The sequence below is a fragment of the Rhodococcus sp. 14-2483-1-1 genome, assembly GCF_002259335.1.
GTDB lineage: Bacteria > Actinomycetota > Actinomycetes > Mycobacteriales > Mycobacteriaceae > Rhodococcoides.
Genome location: NZ_NPFX01000023.1, coordinates 397,339 through 415,408 on the forward strand (window position 1 = coordinate 397,339; position 18,070 = coordinate 415,408).

General features: G+C 64.2%; 14 protein-coding genes. 1 reads left to right on the forward strand and 13 read right to left on the reverse strand.

The features are described 5' to 3' along the window. Nucleotides 1-61: 61 nt before the first annotated feature. The 4 genes from CH294_RS25195 to CH294_RS25210 form a co-directional block, all read right to left on the reverse strand. Nucleotides 62-1,363, reverse strand: coding sequence for a fatty acid desaturase (locus CH294_RS25195; protein WP_032403549.1), 1,302 nt, complete (start codon nt 1,361-1,363; stop codon nt 62-64). 108 nt (nt 1,364-1,471) lie between these two features. Continuing rightward, nucleotides 1,472-2,587: a ferredoxin reductase gene (locus tag CH294_RS25200; RefSeq protein WP_094739345.1), complete on the reverse strand. Its 1,116-nt coding sequence runs from the start codon at nt 2,585-2,587 to the stop codon at nt 1,472-1,474. A gap of 120 nt (nt 2,588-2,707) precedes the next feature. Then, nucleotides 2,708-3,232 carry a hypothetical protein gene (locus CH294_RS25205; protein WP_032376904.1) on the reverse strand — a complete coding sequence of 175 codons (525 nt, stop codon included), beginning with the start codon at nt 3,230-3,232 and terminating at the stop codon, nt 2,708-2,710. Between the two features lie 11 nt (nt 3,233-3,243). Continuing rightward, nucleotides 3,244-4,689, reverse strand: coding sequence for a wax ester/triacylglycerol synthase family O-acyltransferase (locus CH294_RS25210; protein WP_094739306.1), 1,446 nt, complete (start codon nt 4,687-4,689; stop codon nt 3,244-3,246). Between the two features lie 197 nt (nt 4,690-4,886). On the opposite strand from CH294_RS25210, the gene CH294_RS25215 reads away from it, so the two are divergent. Next, the gene (locus tag CH294_RS25215) at nt 4,887-5,453 is read left to right on the forward strand and encodes an Rv3235 family protein (RefSeq protein ID WP_141216540.1); all 567 of its coding nucleotides are present in this window, start codon (nt 4,887-4,889) and stop codon (nt 5,451-5,453) included. Nucleotides 5,454-5,485: 32 nt separating this feature from the next. Here CH294_RS25215 and secA read toward each other — a convergent pair whose 3' ends face one another. From secA to CH294_RS25260, 9 genes are all read right to left on the reverse strand, one after another. Next, nucleotides 5,486-8,392 (reverse strand): preprotein translocase subunit SecA, encoded by a 2,907-nt coding sequence (gene secA / locus CH294_RS25220; protein WP_094739346.1) that lies wholly within the window; start codon nt 8,390-8,392, stop codon nt 5,486-5,488. 352 nt (nt 8,393-8,744) lie between these two features. Beyond that, nucleotides 8,745-9,413 (reverse strand): ribosome-associated translation inhibitor RaiA, encoded by a 669-nt coding sequence (raiA, locus tag CH294_RS25225; protein WP_032376902.1) that lies wholly within the window; start codon nt 9,411-9,413, stop codon nt 8,745-8,747. 235 nt (nt 9,414-9,648) lie between these two features. After that, on the reverse strand, nt 9,649-10,332 hold the full coding sequence (locus tag CH294_RS25230) for a ComF family protein (RefSeq protein ID WP_094739308.1): 684 nt from the start codon (nt 10,330-10,332) through the stop codon (nt 9,649-9,651). A gap of 45 nt (nt 10,333-10,377) precedes the next feature. Further along, nucleotides 10,378-12,159 carry an MtrAB system accessory lipoprotein LpqB gene (gene lpqB, locus CH294_RS25235; protein ID WP_037155783.1) on the reverse strand — a complete coding sequence of 594 codons (1,782 nt, stop codon included), beginning with the start codon at nt 12,157-12,159 and terminating at the stop codon, nt 10,378-10,380. Further along, a complete protein-coding gene (mtrB, locus tag CH294_RS25240) occupies nt 12,156-13,856 on the reverse strand; it encodes an MtrAB system histidine kinase MtrB (RefSeq protein WP_094739309.1) in 1,701 nt (566 codons plus the stop codon). Before mtrB ends, lpqB begins: the two co-directional genes overlap by 4 nt. Continuing rightward, a complete protein-coding gene (gene mtrA / locus CH294_RS25245; protein WP_027496508.1) occupies nt 13,853-14,530 on the reverse strand; it encodes an MtrAB system response regulator MtrA in 678 nt (225 codons plus the stop codon). The genes mtrB and mtrA overlap by 4 nt, the downstream gene beginning before the upstream one ends. Before the next feature lie 4 nt (nt 14,531-14,534). Next, nucleotides 14,535-15,200 (reverse strand): dTMP kinase, encoded by a 666-nt coding sequence (locus tag CH294_RS25250; protein ID WP_094618769.1) that lies wholly within the window; start codon nt 15,198-15,200, stop codon nt 14,535-14,537. Nucleotides 15,201-15,206: 6 nt separating this feature from the next. Next, nucleotides 15,207-16,691 (reverse strand): adenosylhomocysteinase, encoded by a 1,485-nt coding sequence (gene ahcY, locus CH294_RS25255; RefSeq protein WP_037155789.1) that lies wholly within the window; start codon nt 16,689-16,691, stop codon nt 15,207-15,209. A gap of 102 nt (nt 16,692-16,793) precedes the next feature. After that, a complete protein-coding gene (locus CH294_RS25260; protein WP_230592470.1) occupies nt 16,794-17,897 on the reverse strand; it encodes an alkane 1-monooxygenase in 1,104 nt (367 codons plus the stop codon). Nucleotides 17,898-18,070 lie beyond the last annotated feature (173 nt).

An 18,070-nucleotide genomic window follows, 5' to 3' on the forward strand; every position in this document is an offset into this window, starting at 1 on the left:
CGTCCCTACCGTACCGTAACTTACGGTTCCGTAGGTTACGGGCGGAAATCTGTGTGACGATTCACAATGAAACGCGGTCACCCGAACGGCGAAGAGCCTTGGCCTGACGCTTGGCTTCCTTCTTGGCGTTGCGCAAGCTCACGCGTGCCTCTTGCATGGCCGAACGCAGGCCGCGACGCTGCCCGGTGAGCGGATCGATTCGGAGCGCATGAACTGCGGGCGAATCGCCGACCCGCCAACGCCGCTCGGACGACGTCTCGGGAGCGTTGTCGGACGTGGCTCGCAACCACGAGTCGGGCAGTGACAGCTTGTGGATGGTCCGCAGCGCAAGCAGGTACTGCTTGCCGAGCGACCCTGTGGTGTAAGGCAAATCGTACTTCTCGCACAGAGCGTGCACCTTCTCCGCGATCTCCGAGTACCGGTTGCTCGGCAGGTCCGGGAACATGTGGTGCTCGATCTGGTAGCAGAGGTTGCCGCTCATGAAGGCCATGACGGGACCGGCCTCGAAGTTGGCGCTTCCCAGCATCTGACGCAGGTACCACTCTGGGCGCGTCTCGGTCTCGAACTGGCCGATCGTGAACTTCTCCGCACCGTCCGGGAAGTGGCCACAGAAGATAACCGCGTACGCCCACAGATTCCGGACCAGATTGGCGGTGGCGTTGGCGGTCAGCGTGGACTTCCACGCCGGGCCGGACAGTGCGGGAAACAGGACGAAATCCTTACCGACCTGCTTGGCGATCTTGCGCGCGAACGCGCGGCTCGCCGGAGACTTCAACAGACCTTTCTCGCCCTCGCCGTCCAACTGCTTCTGAGCGTCGTAATCGTGCAGTGCGATGCCCCACTCGAAGGTGGTGGCCAGCACGATGTTGGCGAGCGGCTGAATGAGATTGATCGGCTTCCACGGCTCGTCGCGGGTCATGCGCAGGATGCCGAAGCCGATGTCGTCGTCCATGCCGACGATGTTGGTGTACGTGTGGTGCGAGTAGTTGTGGGCGCGTTTCCACTGCTCAGACGGTCCGGTCTGATCCCACTCCCACGAGGTGGAGTGGATCTCCGGATCGTTCATCCAGTCCCACTGGCCGTGCATGACGTTGTGACCGAGTTCCATGTTCTCGATGATCTTGGCGACGCTGAGCATCGCGGTCCCGGCAAGCCATGCCGGTCGATACTTGCTACCGAGCAACACCGCGCGCCCACCGAGTTCCAGTAGTCGCTGCAGTCTGATCGTTCGGCGAATGTAGGCGGCATCGCGCTCGCCGCGGCTGTCTTCGACGTCGCGACGGATCGCATCCAGTTCGCGACCGAACGCTTCCATGTCTTCTTCGCTCAGGTGCGCGAATTCTTTGATATCGGTGATGGCCACCGGGTCCTCCAACAGTTGAGTGCAGTGCCCGAAATATCGTGGTTCGGCATGGGCAACCTACGTAAGCGTAACCGAACAGCCTGAGAAGGCAGTGTGCGAAAAACAGACCTACAGTTCCAATGTGCAGTCGCCCGCAGCAGCGGAAATGCACGTTTGCACACGATCGCCCTCGCTGTGCTCCTTGCCGGAACGAAGGTCGATGACGTGCCCTGCGGTCAACGGGACCACACACGTCTGGCAGATACCCATCCGGCAGCCGAACGGCATCTGAACTCCCAGACTCTCGCCGGCTTCGAGAAGGCTCGTAGCCCCGTCGACAGCAATGTTCCTGTCGGATTTGGAGAACGTCACGGTGCCGCCGGCACCGGAAGTGTCGGCTCGGGAGATCTCGAACCTCTCGAGGTGAAGCCTGTCCTCGATGCCCTCGCGCTTCCAGGTCTTCTCGATCTCTTCGAGGAGAGCCGCGGGGCCACAGGCCCAGGTGTCGCGCGTCCGCCAATCGGGGTACAGCTCGTCCAGCGAGGCCAGCGCGAACTTGCCGTCGGATCGCGTCAGCTGCACATGGGAGGTGAAGTTGGGATGAGATTTCTCCAACGCGGAGAGCTCGGCGGCGAACATGACCTCGTCCTCGGTGGGAGCCGAGTGGATGTGCACCGTGTCGGGCATGTCCCTGTGTCGATCCAGTGCCCGCAGCATCGAGATGATCGGAGTGATTCCACTGCCCGCAGTGACGAACAGGATCTTGTTCGGCGGCGGAACCGGCAGCGCGAAATTTCCCTTCGGCGCGGCCAGACGAACGATTGTTCCCTGCGGCACGCCGCCGACGAGGTGCGAGGACAGGAAGCCCTCGGGCATCGCCTTGACCGTGATGGAGATCAGTTTGTCTTCCCAGTTCGGCGGCGAGGTCAGCGAGTACGACCGCCAGTGCCACCGTCCGCCGAGGTGCAAACCGATTCCGATGTACTGACCCGGCTGGTAATCGAAATTGAAGCCCCAACCAGGCCTGATCACCAGCGTCACCGCGGTCGCGGTCTCCTGCTCCACTCGCACGATGCGGCCTCGCAACTCACGCGCCGACCACAGTGGGTTCGCCAGATGCAGGTAGTCGTCCGGCAACAAGGGAGTGGTGATGCGGGTGAATGCACCGCGCACCATGTTCAGTCTGGGACGCCTGGGTGCCGAGACGCCGGCCGCAGGAGCTTCCAGCCATTTCTTCAGATCCATCGGGTGTTCCATCCCCTCGATCGAGACTCCGAGCCGCATCCGGCCATCGAGGTTACGCTACCGTAGGTTCGGGGTCAGGGTCACCTTTGCCACGACGGTGCGGGGACGATCACAGCGTACTCACAGCAGTTCGAGGAGAAACGACAACTCCTGCGGGGCGTACCACGCCAACGTGTGATCCTCGGCGTCTCCGAGCACGAACTCCGCGTCGGCGTCACCCATGTCGGCAGCATCGACTGCCGCCGCAGCCTTTGCGACTGCCGATTCGGCCCCCTCGAGATCGACGTGCACCGACGCGACCTGATCCATCCGCAGGGGCTCTTTCAACCGAACGACGGCATCGTCGAGATCGGGTCGCAGGGTGGGGTCGTCCACATCGGCTGCGATCACCGCTCGTCGATACACAACACCCTCGGCGACCGTGCCGGAGTCGGCTTCGTCGTCGACGGCCGCTGCGATCAAGCGCAGCGAGGCTCTGGCAGCCTCCCCCATCGCCACCTCGGCCAGCTCCTCGTCGTCGCCGGAGGAATATGCCTCACGCAGAGTCGGCGTCACCGCGAACGCCGTCCGCGAGACCGGGCTGAATTCACCGTCCGCCGACAACACTTTCAAGAACTCCAGCGTCGCTGGAACGTAGACACGCATTGCAGAAGACCTCACACTCTCGATTCGTTACTCGCGTCGACCAATTCTTCCAGCGCCTCGTGCAGCAACGCCGTCACCACGTCCACGTCGGGCATGGCACCTCGATCGGCATTGAGCCCGAAGAACACGAAACCGTCGTACGACGTCAAGCCGATACTCATCGCCTGGTTCTCGAACAACGGCGAGACCGGATACATCTCGAGCATGCGTGCGCCACCGACGTAGAGCGGAAACTGCGGTCCGGGAGCGTTGGTCACGATCAGATTGAACACCCGCTGAGACAGTCGGCTGCCTGCCCGCGCGCCCATGGCGTGCAGACTCGCAGGCGCAAATCCGGTGATGCGCATCAGCGTCTGCGCGGTCACGCCCCGGCTCTGATTTGCATGTGCCTCGGTGGCGTGTGCGATGTGCGAGAGCCGAACCACCGCATTCGACTCACCGACGGGCAGGTCGACGAGGAAGGACGAGATCTCGCTGCGATCGTCCTCGGCCGGCTCGGCAGGCCTGTCGCCCACATCGCCGAAACCGACGCGATCGGAGGAGACGTACACCGACATCGGCACCATGGCCCGGACCGTCGACGACGCGGTCACGGGTTCGCCGCGCGAAAGCAACCAGTTTCGCAGCGCGCCGGTGACGACCGCGAGCACCACGTCGTTGATCGAACAACCGAAGCGATTATGGATTTTGCGATAGTCCGACAGCTCGGTCTTGGCCACCGCGAATCTGCGGTTTCGCGAAATCGGAGCATTGAGCGGACTCGACGGAGCGCTCTGGGTCGCGGTGCGCAGCAAGGCCGCAACCTTGCCGGCAGCACGCACCGCGTCACCCGCGACACCGGCCATGCCGTTCACTGCGCCACGCAGAGCCTCGATACTCTCCCCCGGCCGCACGACCAACTCGGTCAGCGCGTCGATGACGAGAGCAGAATCCTTGGGCTCGCGAGCGGGCATCCACAGTTCCTCGGCAACCGGCGGCGGATTCTTGCTCGCGTCGAGGATCACCTGACCGATGTCGAGTGCGTGCTCGCCGTCGACGAGCGCCGAGTGGGACTTGGTGAAGATGGCAAAACGGTTCTTCGACAGTCCCTCGACCAGGTACATCTCCCACAAAGGCCGAGTGCGGTCGAGGGGTCGCGAGGTCAGCCGTGCGATCAGATCGTGCAACTGATCATCCGAACCCGGCTTCGGAAGCGCCGAGCGCCGGATGTGGTAGGTGATGTCGAAATCCGCGTCGTCGACCCATACCGGTCTGGCCAGACCGAAGGCGACTTCGCGAACTTTCTGGCGATACCGGGGAACCAGCGCCAATCGCTGTTCGACCAACGACAGCAGACGCTCGTAACTGAACCCGCTGCGAGGGGTTCGAAAGATCGCGAGCGAGCCGAGGTGCATATGACTGCTACTGGCCTCGAGAAAGTAGAACGACGCATCCTGCGCTGTCAGCCTGGTCGCCATCGCGTGTTCCAGTCTCCGTCCTTGCGTGGAGTTCGCACCCGTTCGAGTAGGTCGGGCGCGCGGTGTGGCTCGAACCTAGAGTACGTGGCGGACGAGCGCCGGTCGTGGGGTCGGTCGAGGACTCGTGTCGGCGGAATCGACCTGCTTCGTCGGGGAACCGAACGCCGCCGTGGACCGTCAATGTCGGTGTGAGCGTCATGGAAACGAACGAACCGCCGGACACCCCGCGTATTCAGGGGACCAGCCCCCGACCACACGCCGAGCCGCATTGCTTCCTCTCGCGTGCCGCTCCCTTCGAGCCGCCGCTCTCGTCCACGACCGTGCACACGTGGGATCCGGTGGCGGCCACCGAGCCGAGGCCGGTGGTACATCGAACGTCGGTGCGCAGCAACCGTTCTCGACGACGCACCGAGCCGGTCGGCCGGCCGGTCGTACCCGCCGACGCGCGGTCGTCGGCCGACCGCGCGATGCGCATGCTGATCGAAGTGATCGACCGCCGACGGAGTGCCGATCAACTCTCGGTGTTGTTCACCACACCGATGATCGACCTGGTACGAACCATCGTGCGCAACCCACCGCCGGGGCGACGGCTCGGATTCGCCGCCGTGCACCGAGTCCACGTCGTGTATCAGTCCGATGTCTCCGCGGAGATATTCGGCTCGTACACCCGCGGCCCGCGAATGTTCGCCTTCGCGGGCCGGATCGAACTGGCAGTCGATCCACGCCGTCCCGGGTGGACGGTCACGTCGTTGCGAGTGGGGTGAGAGTCGCCTCGCGGTGAGGCGACCGTGATCCCCTACCTCTTGCGCTTGGAGCGAGCAGTCTTCTTGGGGGCCTTGCTCTGCGCCCTCGCCGCTTCGCGACGCTCACGGCGAGTGCCATCGACGGTGGAGTCACTGCCGCCGGCCGACGCACCCGATCGGCGGACATCGGTGCCGCCACCCTCGGCCGGACCGGAGAAGGTCAATCTCTGCTCTTCCTGCTCGTCGAGACCCTTCGCCCGCAGAGCCGAGGGCACTGCAGGAGTGGCAGGCGCAGGAGCAGTGGGTGTAGGAGCAGTGGGTGCCGGAGCCGTCGGTGCGGGTGCTGCGGCGGGTGTCGGTGCCGGGCGGCCTGAGCCCACCGGCGAGGCCAGTCCCGGAGCCACGGCAAGGCCTGCCGAGGCAGCAGGTCCTGTCGGAGCCGGCGTCGCCTCGACCTGCAGGTTGAACAAAAAGCCGACCGACTCCTCTTTCAGACCGTCGAGCATGCCCTGGAACATGTCGTAGCCCTCGCGCTGGTACTCGACCAGCGGGTCGCGCTGCGCCATCGCACGCAGGCCGATGCCCTCTTTCAGGTAATCCATCTCGTAGAGGTGCTCACGCCACTTGCGGTCGAGCACGGACAGCAGCACTCGCCGCTCCAGCTCGCGCATCCCGTTCTCGCCGGCGATACCGTCGATCTCGGCTTCACGGTTGGCGTAAGCCGCGCGCGCGTCCTCGAGCAGCGCCTCACGTAGTTCGTCGCGGCTGAGGTCGCCCTTCTCGCCGTCCTCGTTCTCCCCGGCCAGAACCTTGTGGTCCACGCCTACCGGGTAGAGGGTCTTGAGCGCGGTCCACAGCTGCTCGAGATCCCAGTCCTCCACGTACCCCTCAGCGGTGGCACCGTCGACGTAAGCGGTGATCACGTCGGTGATCATCCCCTCGACCTGACCCTCCATGTCGGCACCCTCGAGGATGCGCCGCCGCTCCTCGTAGATGACGGTGCGCTGCTGGTTCATCACCTCGTCGTACTTGAGGACGTTCTTGCGGATCTCGAAGTTCTGCTGCTCGACCTGAGTCTGAGCACTCTTGATGGCCTTGGACACCATCTTGGCTTCGATCGGTACATCGTCGGGCAGGTTGAGCCGGGTCATGATCGACTCGAGTGCGCCGCCGTTGAATCGGCGCATCAATTCGTCGCCGAGCGAGAGGTAGAAACGCGATTCGCCCGGGTCACCCTGACGGCCCGAGCGGCCTCGGAGCTGGTTGTCGATACGACGCGAGTCGTGCCGCTCGGTACCGAGGACGTACAGGCCGCCGGCCTCGCGAACAGTATCCGCGTCGGCCTTGACCTGTGCCTTGACCTCTTCCAGAGCAGGCTCCCACGCGGCCTCGTACTCCTCGGGGGTCTCGACCGGGTCCAGGCCCTGCTTCCGGAGCTTCAGGTCGGCGAGGATATCCGGGTTACCGCCGAGAACGACGTCGGTACCGCGGCCGGCCATGTTGGTCGCCACAGTCACCGCGCCCTGCCGACCGGCCTCGGCGATGATGGTCGCTTCCTGCTCGTGGAACTTCGCGTTCAACACGTTGTGGGCCACGCCCCGCTTGGTGAACTGCTTCGACAGGTACTCCGAGCGCTCGACGCTGGTGGTACCGATGAGGACCGGCTGGCCCTTCTCGTGCCGCTCGACCACATCGTCGACGACGGCATCGAACTTGGCCTCTTCGGTCTTGTAGATCAGGTCTCCGTTGTCCACGCGGACCATCGGACGGTTCGTCGGAATCGGAATGACGCCCAGACCGTAGATCTGATGCAGCTCTGCTGCCTCGGTCTCGGCCGTACCGGTCATGCCCGAGAGCTTGTCGTACAGGCGGAAGTAGTTCTGCAGTGTGATCGTGGCCAGAGTCTGGTTCTCGGCCTTGATCTCCACCTTCTCCTTGGCCTCGATCGCCTGGTGCATACCTTCGTTGTAGCGGCGTCCCACCAGGATGCGACCGGTGAACTCGTCGACGATGATGACCTCGCCGTCGCGGACGATGTAGTCCTTGTCCTTGGTGTAGAGCTCTTTGGCCTTGATCGCGTTGTTCAGGTAGTTCACCAGCGGCGAGTTGGCGGCCTCGTACAGGTTGTCGATGCCGAGCTGATCCTCGACCAATTCGACGCCTGCTTCGTGCACACCGATGGTCCGCTTACGAATGTCGACCTCGTAGTGGGTGTCCACCTTCAACATCGGCGCGATACGGGCGAACTCTCCGTACCACTTGCTCGACGCGTCGGCCGGCCCCGAGATGATCAGCGGCGTGCGAGCCTCGTCGATGAGGATCGAGTCGACCTCGTCGACGACGGCGAAGTTGTGCCCACGCTGCACGAGGTCGTCGAGCGAGTGCGTCATGTTGTCACGCAGGTAGTCGAACCCGAACTCGTTGTTGGTGCCGTAGGTGATGTCGGCGGCATACGCGGCGCGGCGTTCCACCGGCGTCATACCGGAGAGGATCACGTCGACCGAGAGACCGAGGAAGCGGTGGACGCGGCCCATCCACTCCGAGTCACGCTTGGCGAGATAGTCGTTGACCGTCACCACGTGCACACCGTCGCCCGAGATGGCGTTGAGGTAAGCGGGAAGAACACAGGTCAGTGTCTTACCTTCACCGGTCTTCATCTCGGCGATGTTGCCGAAGTGCAGAGCGGCACCGCCCATGACCTGAACATCGAAGTGCTTCTGCGAGAGAACGCGCCACGACGCCTCACGAGCAACCGAAAAGGCCTCGGGCAACAGCTGGTCCAGGCTCTCCCCTGCGGAGTACCTCTCCCTGAACTCCGCGGTCTTGCCGCGCAGTTCGTCGTCGGAAAGGCTCTCGACGTCGGGAGACAGGGTCGAGACGTGGTCAGCGATGTTCTTGAGGCGCTTGACCATGCGACCTTCACCAACACGGAGCAGCTTGGAAAACGACAGCGACGGCACGGGCTTTCTCGTCCTCGATCCTCGGTTCACGGGTACTGACACGAACAACTGCATCACGAACAACACTGCGTTGCGAACAACACTGCATCACAGTACGAGCTCACGGGTCCATCACCACGGCATCCGCGCGGCGGGTGACCCGAACGCGTCCATGGTAGGCGGTGCCGCTGCGGGCGCGGCAAACCGAGTGTCGGTCGCAGGAGATCCCGGGTTCGCCATCCGGACAACACCGACACGGCATCGACACAGCACTGCAGGCCCGACGTGGGGATCATGTCCCCCGGCATCGAGCCTGCAGCGGTGAAGTGATTTCACGGACGGCGAACGAACTCTGCCGCCGCGAACGGGCGGGTCAGGTGAGTCTGATCAAGCCGTAATCGAAGGCGTGCCGTCGATACACGACCGACGGTCGGTCGGTGGCACTGTCGTGGAACAGGAAGAAATCGTGGCCGACGAGCTCCATTTCGTACAGTGCATCGTCGACGCTCATGGGAGCGGCCGAGTGGATCTTGGTACGCACGATGTGCCCGGGGCCGCTCTGATCGTCCTCGAAGGAATCGAGCTTCGTATCGGGGTCGAGTGCCAGCGTGTCGTCCTCGGCGAGTTCGGCGGTGGCCTCGGCGACGGAGACAGGCCGTTTCTCTCCGTAGTGCACCTTCCGACGGTCCTTGGTTCGCCTGAGTCTGCTCTCGAGTTTCGACGTCACCGCTTCGAGGGCGGCATAGAAACTGTCGGCGCACGCTTCGGCTCGAACAACCGGACCCTTGCCCTTCGCGGTGATCTCCACGCGTTGACATGCTTTGGCCTGACGGCGATTTCGTTCGTGCTGCAGTTCGACATCGAACAAGTAGATGGAGGGATCGAAGCGCTCGAGGCGAGCCAGTTTTTCGGAGACATATATCCGGAAATGGTCCGGTATCTCGACGTTGCGGCCCTTGACCACAACGTCCGCGTTGCTCTTGGCGGGTTCTTCCGAAGGCTTCTCGTCGAAGAAAACCGAGGCTTGTGAAGGGGTCGTCACGCGTACCTCCCGATATCGGCCACGCCCACTGTTGGACGTGGCAAGTGTGCATGCCGAATGGGGAACCTTCCGGCATCAGAGTCCGGGGCATCACCTCGCATCACTGTCTCTTCGGGTCGTTCCTGGGGGCTTCGCTCCTACCCGTCAGGTACGTGTCCGCGACGTTAGTCGGTCATCGACTCGTGTGCCACCGTTCACCGGGAATTGGTTGTCGGCGTGTCTTCCTCGGGAGCTCTCAGGCACTGGCCACGACGAGTGCACCGGCGATGGGTACTCCGAAATCGCTTAACACTCTTGCCGATTCGGCCAATGTGGCACCGGTGGTCACCACGTCGTCGATCAACAGAACGGTGAACGCCGCCGCCTGCGACGCACCTCCGCCGAATCGTGGGCGACGGACCCCCACTGCCTCGATCCGACCCGCCACGTTGTGCTGACGTTGTCCGGCCGACAACCCGACCGAATCTCTGGCTCCACCGGACATTCGCAGCAACTCGGGCACGAGAACTCGCTCCGGTGCCAATTCTTCGGCCGCGATCCGCGCGCATCGCAGGACAGGATCACCCCCACGCGCCCGGGCCGCGCGGGCCCGAGAGGGGGCGCAGACCAGAATCAGCGAGCCGAGCTCCGGGGGATCGATCTCACCCGCCTCACGCAGATGTCCGACGGCCACTGCCAACGCACGTCCGAGTGGCCGAGCCACCGACCGGCGACCCCGTTCCTTCACGGCGATGACGGCGCTGCGACGGGGTCCGCTGTACGTGCCGAGAGCCCAACACGGCACACCGGGATCGACACGCGGACGAACGGGGATGGGTGGATCGAACAGTGCCTCACGACACGCGCGGCACCAGTTCTCCCCCGGCACTCCACAACCGGCGCACTCGAGCGGGAGCACCAGATCGAGGAGTGTTCGCATGAGCGTCGAGTCTGCCCGCACCCACCGACACGGGACTCCGCGACATCAGCCGGGCAGAATCGGCACTGCCTTCACGCCGGCCAGGCCGGTGACCTCGCGCCAGTAACGGTCGCCGACCGGATCGGCGTTGTTGAGCGCAAACACCGCGCGTGCGTCGGCCACGTACTCGGTTTCCGGCGACGCATCGACCGCCAGCACCGGGGTGGTCAGGTTGCGCGACGGAAGGGCGTCCATCCTGGATCCATCGACCGTCACCTGCACCACCGGTGTGTCCGTGGCGACTCTCGCGATCACGATGGTGTCTCCGGTGGACCAGTCCAAACTGGTGGCGTCACTGCCGAGTCCGATGGCCACAGCGCGGGGTGAGGTCAACGAGTACACGCCCGAGGGATCACGCACCACCGTCGCCACGTACACGACGCCGTCGACGATGAGCGCTGCTCGTACGCCGTCGCGGGCCAATCGCAGTTCGGTGATTCGGGTGCCCAAGGTCGTGACGGCGGTGGCGTCGACGGGGATCACGGAGACCTGACCGGTGGAGGGATCACGAGCGGCTCGGATGACATTGGTGCCGTCGATCACCGCCCAGGCCGCGTTGTCGTCCGACCCCCAGGTGGGCCGCGTGATCGACTGCCCTTCGGCCACCGGGAACGCGCCACCGTCGTAGCTGCCCACCATGAGAGTGCTCGACGGAGCAGGCGCGGGCCGCCCGGTGTCCGCGACTCCTGCCACCAGGGTGCCGTCGTTGGACAGCGCCACCGACCGAAGATTGCGGGCCTGCCCGAAGTACCCGGGGGCGGGTGTGGTCTCCGCCTCGTCGACCTCGAGCAATCCGCCGGACGCGAGGGCGTGCAGCCCGATGGTGGAGTCGGTGCCGCCGAGTGGATCGAACGAGTCGACGCCCGCGGTCGTCCACCCGTCGGGCTTGGTCGTATCGATCGGTTGACCGTCGGCCAGCAGCACGTACGGGCCGGCCACCTCGGCCGACGCCAGGGTCCAGATCACCTGAGCGGCAAGGAGTTCGCGATCACGGTCACCCTTGTTCTGTAGGCCGCCGAAGTCGATCTTGATGCCGCCGAGCCCCACCCCCACCTGAGAGGTCTGACCGTCGGCCTTGGTGATCGGCCCGCGGATGCTCACGTCGTCGGACAGTTCGTTGCTCACTGCCGCCGACAGAGCCGACTTGGGACCGTCGATGAGCAGCTGCACGAGTTGATTGGCCAGCTGGTCCTGCGATCCGCTCGTCCAGCGGACATCGGGCACGAGCACGCCGCCGAGAGGATCCACGAAATAGAGCGATCGCTGCTGATAGGTGTTCAGAAATGCGGATCGATCGATGACGACACCGGGCGGAAGCTTGGAGATTCGCCATTGACCGTCCACCCGCGTCATCTCGATCGCAACGTCGAAGGTGTCCGAACCTGCCTGATACTCCCCGCCCGAAGCCAGCATCCCGGCCGTCGTCGAACGAATCGTGAACTGCGCGGTATCGGCGGTACGTGGTCCGGACAGGGTGTCGATCCGGTCCGCGACGACGGTTCGCGCCCCGTCGTCCCAGGTTCCCGACGCCTCCTCGGTGAGAAATTGCCGAGCGGCCTGATGCCTGTTGGCGGAGACGGCGCTGGCCTCGAAGAAATCGTCCAGCAAGCGATCCGGTTCGCGTCCGGGCTCGGGGGCCGGCGCACTCGTCGGCACGGCACCGTCCGTCAGGGTTCCGATTGCCTGAGGGCTGGAGGACTCGGGCAGGCTGGCACACCCACCGACGAGCGCGATCGCCAGTGCGCAGATCGCCAGTACCCGACTACCGCGACGAGCCGATCGAATCACGTCACCGACTCCGGTGCCGACGTCTTCTGCGCGGAAGACTTCGGGGCGGTGATCGCCGGAATCGGCTGCCCCTGCGCGTACTTCTTGGTGCTGGGCTTGAGGGGCAGCGGAGATCCGATGACCTTGTGCCCGCGCACGAGTGGCAACGTGAGTCGAAAGCATGCGCCTTCTCCCACTGCACCCCACGCTTCGAGCTTACCGTCGTGCAGTCGGGCGTCTTCGACGCTGATCGCCAGCCCGAGCCCGGTGCCGCCGGAGCGACGGACGCGAGAGGGATCCGAGCGCCAGAACCGATTGAACACAAGCTTTTCCTCGCCGGGTCGCAGACCGATTCCCTGGTCGCGCACCACGAATGCTGCCGCGTCGGCATCCGAGCGCAGGCGCAGCAGCACCGGCTTGCCTTCGCCGTGATCGAGTGCGTTCGCCAGCAGGTTCCGCAGAATCCGCTCCACTCGCCGTGGGTCCACCTCGGCGACGACCGCGGTCTCGGGCATGTCGACGATCACTTCGGTACCGGTCTCGCGCGCCAGGTGCCGAACGGTGGACACCGCTGCGCGCGCACACATCCGAAGATCGAGTTGTTCGGCAGCGAGTTCGGCCACACCTGCATCGTGTCGACTGATCTCGAGCAGGTCGCCGAGCAAAGTCTCGAAGCGATCCAGCTCGTTGACCAGCAGCTCCGAGGATCTCTTGAGTGCGGGTTCGAGATCGTCACTGGCGTCGTGAATGAGGTCGGCGGCCATCCGCACCGTGGTGAGCGGGGTCCGCAGTTCGTGGCTCACGTCGGAGGTGAACCGGCGCTGCAGATTACCGAATTCCTCGAGCTGGGTGATCTGCTTGGACAGGCTTTCCGCCATCTCGTTGAACGACATCGCGAGCCTGGCCATGTCGTCCTCACCGCGAACCGGCATGCGCTCCTTGAGCCTGCCGTCGGCGAAACGTACTGCGATGCGCGACGCGGATCGAATGGGCAGCACCACCTGCCGCGCGACGAGCATCGCGATCGCGGCGAGGAGTACCAGCAGCACCACTGCCCCGATGAACAACGTGCCGCGTACCAACGACAGTGTCCGGTCTTCGCTGGCGAGCGGGAAGATGAGATACAGCTGCAGCGCCGAGATGTCGGATCCGGTGGGCGATCCCATGATGAGAGCCGATCCGGAATAGCCGCCGTCACTGTCGGTCACGGTCGCGTACTGCGAACTGATCAGGCCCTTCTTGACGAAGTCGCGCAAGCTGTTCGGGATCTGATCGACCGGCCCGACCGACGCCTCGGCCCGGGTGGCGTCACCCTCCACGATCAACACCGGATCGAACGATCCCGCCGACCCTGTGGTCGACGCGGCGTCCAGGTCCTGGTTGGTCAGTGCTGCTCGCGCTCGTTCCAGGCGCGTCGCGAGCCCGCTCGAATCGTCGGCACCCGCCAGATTGCCCTCGACGGTGGTTCGCGATCTGTCGAGCTCCTCCGTAGCCGCCGACAACTTGGCTTCGAGTAACCGATCGGTGATCTGAGAGGTCAACACCACACCGAGAATGAGGATGACCACCAGAGACAGCGTCAACGTCGACACGACGACGCGGAGCTGCAAAGACCGTCGCCAGGCATGGCCGAGCGACGTACTCAGCGAGCGAAACCACCGCAGCAAAGGGGAAAATTTGCCGTTGATTCGTCGCCGAGAGTGGGAAAAACCGATCACGGCGGTCCGGCCTTGTACCCGACCCCCCTCACGGTCAACACCACCTCAGGGTTTTCCGGATCTTTCTCGACTTTGGCGCGCAGACGCTGAACGTGCACGTTCACCAGTCGGGTGTCGGCGGCATGACGGTAGCCCCACACCTGTTCGAGCAGCACCTCGCGGGTGAATACCTGACGCGGCTTGCGGGCCAACGCCACCAACAGATCGAACTCGAGTGGTGTCAGCGACACCAGTTCGTCGCCGCGGCTGACCTTGTGTGCAGGCACGTCGATCACGATGTCTGCGATGGACAGCAATTCGGCGGGTTCGTCCTCGGTCCTGCGCAGGCGCGCTCGGACACGTGCGACCAGTTCCTTGGGCTTGAAGGGCTTCATGATGTAGTCGTCCGCACCGGACTCGAGGCCCAGCACGACATCGACGGTATCCGTCTTGGCCGTCAGCATCACGATCGGAACGCCGGAATCGGCCCGCAGTACGCGGCAGACGTCGATGCCGTTCATCCCGGGAAGCATCAGGTCCAGCAGCACCAGATCCGGCCGGTTCTCGCGCACGGCCGCCAACGCTTGGGTGCCGTCTCCGACCACGAAGGGCTCGAATCCCTCACCGCGCAACACGATGGTGAGCATCTCCGCCAGAGCCGAATCGTCGTCCACAACCAGAATCCGAGGCTTCATGCTCCTATGGTGTCACTTTCGGCTCGCCTGATGGCTGATTGGACAACTCGGCGGCGAGTCGATCGGGATCTACGTCGGCAGTGACGACCTGCCACGGCGATACCCAGTTCGCCGCCGCGAGAGCGGCGTACACGGCCGAGGTTCGGCTCTGCAGTGAGCCGTCCCGTTCGTACGCATCCCGGGTTCGGGCGACGTCCGCACTCTCACGCGCCGCAGCCCGCTCGGCGGCAAGTGCCACCGGCACGTCGAGCAAGATCTGAATGTCCGGAATCGGAACTCCGAAGCGCTCGAATTCGAGCGCCCTGATCCATTCGACGGCCCCACCGTCTGCAGTCTGTTCCAACCGAGCAGCGGTGTACGCGGCATTGGACGCCACGTACCGATCGAGAAGAACTACATCGTTGTGCGAGAGCAGCTTTCGGACCTCGTCGACCGCATCCCGGCGATCGAGCGCGAACAGCAGAGCCATCGCGTGCACGCTGCCGGCGGTATCGCCGTGTTCGCCGTGCAGCGCCTCCGCCGCAAGATCGGCGTGCACCGATCGGTCGTACCTCGGAAATCCGATACGCGCGACGTCGAGTCCGTCGCGTTCCCACGCCGAAACGAGCCGACGGGCGAGCGTGTTCTTGCCCGCTCCGTCGACTCCTTCGATGACGAAAAGCTGTCCCACCGTAGGTCAGTAGCGGTAGTGCTCGGGCTTGTACGGGCCCTCGACGTCGACGCCGATGTACTCGGCCTGCTCCTTGGTGAGCTTGGTGATCGAGCCGCCGAGTGCTTCGACGTGAATACGCGCGACCTTCTCGTCCAAGTGCTTGGGCAGGCGGTAGACCTCGTTGTCGTACTCGTCCGGCTTGGTCCACAGTTCGATCTGAGCAATGACCTGGTTGGAGAAACTGTTGCTCATGACGAACGACGGGTGACCGGTCGCGTTGCCGAGGTTCAGCAAGCGGCCCTCGGAGAGCACGATGATCGAGTGCCCGTCCTTGAACTGGTACTCGTCGACCTGCGGCTTGATGTTGATGCGCGTGACATCGGCGGCCTTCTCCAGCCCGGCCATGTCGATCTCGTTGTCGAAGTGGCCGATGTTGCCCAGGATTGCCTGGTGCTTCATCTTGCGCATGTGCTCGAACGTGATGATCGACAGGTTGCCCGTCGAGGTGATCACGATGTCGGCCTGCTCGATGAACTCCTCGACCGTGCGCACGTCGAAGCCGTCCATGAGCGCCTGCAGCGCGTTGATCGGGTCGGCTTCGGTGACGGTAACGCGTGCACCCTGGCCCTTGAGCGCCTCGGCGCAGCCCTTGCCCACGTCGCCGTAGCCACAGACCAGCACGGCCTTGCCGCCGATGAGGACGTCGGTGCCGCGGTTGATGCCGTCGATCAGCGAGTGGCGGGTGCCGTACTTGTTGTCGAACTTGCTCTTGGTCACCGAGTCGTTGACGTTGATGGCCGGGAACGTGAGTTCTCCGGCGGCCGCGAACTGGTAGAGCCGGAGCACTCCGGTGGTGGTCTCCTCGGTGACGCCCTGGACGGACGCGGCAACCTCGGTCCACTTGGACTTCGACGCCTCGAGCGAACGGCGCAGCAGGCCGAGGAACACCTTGTACTCGTCCGAATCGTGATCGTCGTCGGTCGGCGGGACGACACCGGCCTTCTCGAACTGCGCGCCGCGCAGCACCAGCATCGTGGCGTCTCCACCGTCGTCGAGAATCATGTTGGCGGGCTGCTCGGGCCAGGTGAGCATCTGCTCCGCCGCCCACCAGTACTCCTCGAGGCTCTCGCCCTTCCACGCGAACACCGGGACGCCCTTGGGCTCCTCGACGGTTCCGTACGGGCCGACGACGACAGCCGCAGCTGCATGGTCCTGGGTGGAGAAGATGTTGCACGACGCCCACCGGACCTCGGCTCCGAGCGCCACCAGGGTCTCGATCAGCACCGCGGTCTGCACGGTCATGTGCAGCGATCCCGAAACTCGCGCGCCCTTGAGCGGCTGTACGTCGGCGTATTCGCGACGCAGCGCGATCAGACCGGGCATCTCGTGCTCGGCGAGCCTGATCTCCTTGCGGCCGAATTCTGCGAGCGACAGGTCTGCGACCTTGAAGTCGATTCCACCGCGGTGCTCCACGGTGAGTGCCGATCCTGACGTAACTGAGGTCGTCATCTTGCCTCTCCTGTTGACTGAGTGTCTGTCCACCAGGCTATCGGGTCCGCGCGGTGGTAGTACCGACTGCCCGGGGGGACGAGTCCACACCGAGTGTCTGCGCTATCCGTTTCGTCCGGCTCGGGCCAGAATTCGGGCGCGCTTGCGGGGAAGGATGTTGGCACGGGTGACATCGCCTTGGTAGTGCGCGAGTACCCGTGGGTCCATCACTCGACGCCACAGCGGCGGGATTGCGGCGAGTATCACCATCGACGCGTAACCGGCCGGCAGCTGTGGAGCTTCGTCGCAGGAGAGCAGGGTCTGATAGCGCTTGCCGGGATTGGCGTGGTGGTCACTGTGTCGTTGCAGGTGGTAGAGAAATATGTTGGTGCAGATTCTGTCGCTGTTCCAGCTGTGGCGGGGTGAGCACCGAACGTATTTGCCGCGGTCGTTCGTTTCGCGGAGCAAGGCGTAGTGCTCCACGTAGTTCACCATCTCGAGCAACACGAATCCGACGACGGCCTGCAGCAGAAGATACGGCGCGATAGCGGGGCCGAACACGACCAGCAACGTGCCGAACAGCACTGCGCTCAGCAACCAGGTGTGCAGCAGCGCATTGGTCGGGCTCGCGACCGAGCGACCCTTGCGCCGTAGTCGCTGCGCCTCGAGCCTCCACGCAGAGACGAGTCCGAACACCGTGCTGCGCGGCACGAAGGTCCACACGCTCTCGCCGAGCCGCGCGCTCGCGGGATCGTCCGGGGTCGCTACTCGAACGTGATGACCGCGGTTGTGTTCGACGAAGAAGTGTCCGTAGAGCGTCTGAGACAGCGCGATCTTGGCCAGCCACCGCTCGTGCTGCTCGATGCGATGACCCAGCTCGTGAGCTGCGTTGATACCGGTGCCTGCCACCAGACCCACCGTCACGGCGAGTCCGATCTTGTCCACCACGGTCAGGTTTCCGTACGCCCACATCCAGCATGCAACGATCAGCCCGATGAACTGAATGGGTAGGAAAAGGTAGGTACACCAGCGGTAGTAGCGATCGTTCTGCAGTTTCTCGCTCGCCGACTCGTCCGGGTTGTGCCCGTCTTCACCGGCGATCAAGTCGATCACCGGAATGATCACGAAGAACACCAGAACACCGCTCCACCAGAAGATCTGCATGCCCGTCCAGTAGACCAACTGTGACGGCAGCAGCGCCGATGCCGGGGCCAGGAGCCCCAGCATCCACAAATAGCGTTTGTTGTCCTGCCAGCGAACCGAACGTCCGCCGGCCTTCGAATCCCGCCCCCCGAAAGCGACACCCGAATCCTTCGTGGAAGTGATTCGGCCGTTCGCATTCACTGTGTCAACACCCTCTCATCGAACCGTAGGAGTCCTCCAAGTCTGTTTTCGAGGGT

Bases quoted from the DNA above. Each gene is read 5' to 3' on its own strand.
- mtrA (WP_027496508.1), bottom strand. From the start codon at position 14,530: ATGAAGCCTCGGATTCTGGTTGTGGACGACGATTCGGCTCTGGCGGAG.
- CH294_RS25260 (WP_230592470.1), bottom strand. From the start codon at position 17,897: ATGCTGGGGCTCCTGGCCCCGGCATCGGCGCTGCTGCCGTCACAGTTG.
- ahcY (WP_037155789.1), bottom strand. From the start codon at position 16,691: ATGACGACCTCAGTTACGTCAGGATCGGCACTCACCGTGGAGCACCGC.
- CH294_RS25215 (WP_141216540.1), top strand. From the start codon at position 4,887: ATGGAAACGAACGAACCGCCGGACACCCCGCGTATTCAGGGGACCAGC.
- CH294_RS25200 (WP_094739345.1), bottom strand. From the start codon at position 2,587: ATGGATCTGAAGAAATGGCTGGAAGCTCCTGCGGCCGGCGTCTCGGCA.
- CH294_RS25230 (WP_094739308.1), bottom strand. From the start codon at position 10,332: ATGCGAACACTCCTCGATCTGGTGCTCCCGCTCGAGTGCGCCGGTTGT.
- CH294_RS25210 (WP_094739306.1), bottom strand. From the start codon at position 4,689: ATGGCGACCAGGCTGACAGCGCAGGATGCGTCGTTCTACTTTCTCGAG.
- CH294_RS25205 (WP_032376904.1), bottom strand. From the start codon at position 3,232: ATGCGTGTCTACGTTCCAGCGACGCTGGAGTTCTTGAAAGTGTTGTCG.